Genomic DNA, 1,224 nt, shown 5'->3' on the forward strand with positions numbered 1-1,224 from the left:
CGTCTCCAGCGCCTGTACAGGCTACATCTTTGACCATCCCGTGTCAGCGGGGTAGTCTCATAGTGTCAGGAAACATGAAAACGCTCATGAGAGGGTGTCATTCTGCACTCAGCCGGAGCAGACCCCTTCATATATCGATTTGAGAGCGCGGCCACAGGCGTATCCCGCGGCAGATACCGGCGCGCCCGTTTGTTAAGGTTCTCGACGGATCCTTTTTGCCAAGGCGCTTGGGGATCGCAGAACCACGCCTCCGTTCCAATCCCAGGCTTAAGTTTGCGCCAGCTCCTGAACTCGATCCCTCGGTCGAAGGTAATTGAGCGCCTTGCCGGTTGGGGCAGGGGTTCCATGACGTCCATCAACCGGTTCATCAGGTGCGTGGTGCTTCTGTCGTGGTTTCTGAACAAAACGGCATACCGCGTCTTTCGCTCTACAAGCGTGGCAACGTTGGCATTGCCCAGAGCACGTTCGAAGATCATTAGATCGCCTTCCCATTCGCCGAATGTCTCGCGGGACTTCACATGCTCCGGGCGCTGATGAATTGAGCGCTCTGGCGGGAAAACAAGGCCTCGCGGCCTGCGTGCATACCGCAGCTGCCGTTTCTTGCGCCGGCTCGGCAGGTGGCGCGCCAGTTCTTCAGATTGGCCATCGGGACCGTAAATGTAAGCGTAAATTGTCTCGTGGCTCACACGCACCGGCTGGCCTTCAAAGCCAAGTCGGCCGGCGATCTGCTCTGGCGACCAGCCTTCCTTCAACTGGGAAATCACTGCTTTGCGCAGGTCTGCTAATCGCACCAGCTTGCGGCGGCGCGCTCGTCTGGCTTCCGCAGTTCTCTGCGCATTCACACCGTAGTAGCCGTTCAGATACGGCAGCTCATGATCCTCGAAGCGGTTGCGCTTGATCTCGCGATAGACGGAGGAGCGGTGCCTGCCGAGCGCGGCCGCGATCTTGCTCACCGGCATCTTTGCGTTCAGCATATCTTCGATTGTGCGCCGTTCACGCAAATCCAGCTCCGTATGGGCCAGCTTCCATTCTCCTTGCTTTCCAGCAAGATAGGGAATTTGTCGCAACCCAGTTTAGAATGTGCCCCGCGTACATGAAGTGTAAATCCCATTCAGGAATGTCACCTGCTGTGCAAAGCAGAAAGGTCACCACAGGGCGCTACGGGAGCAAGGCTTTTGAGCCCGCAGACCCCAAATATCGGAGGGCTGAAAAGCCTTGCGGGTG

General features: G+C 57.5%; 1 protein-coding gene. It reads right to left on the reverse strand.

The genetic code is table 11. The annotated features are described in order from the left end of the window. Positions 1 to 65: 65 nt before the first annotated feature. Complete coding sequence (locus AAFO90_RS24900; RefSeq protein WP_347511192.1) at positions 66 to 1,022, reverse strand: IS30 family transposase; 957 nt, start codon at positions 1,020 to 1,022, stop codon at positions 66 to 68. Between the last annotated feature and the right edge of the window lie 202 nt (positions 1,023 to 1,224).

It is taken from the genome of Phaeobacter sp. CAU 1743, from assembly GCF_039839315.1.
Lineage (GTDB): Bacteria > Pseudomonadota > Alphaproteobacteria > Rhodobacterales > Rhodobacteraceae > Phycobacter > Phycobacter gallaeciensis_A.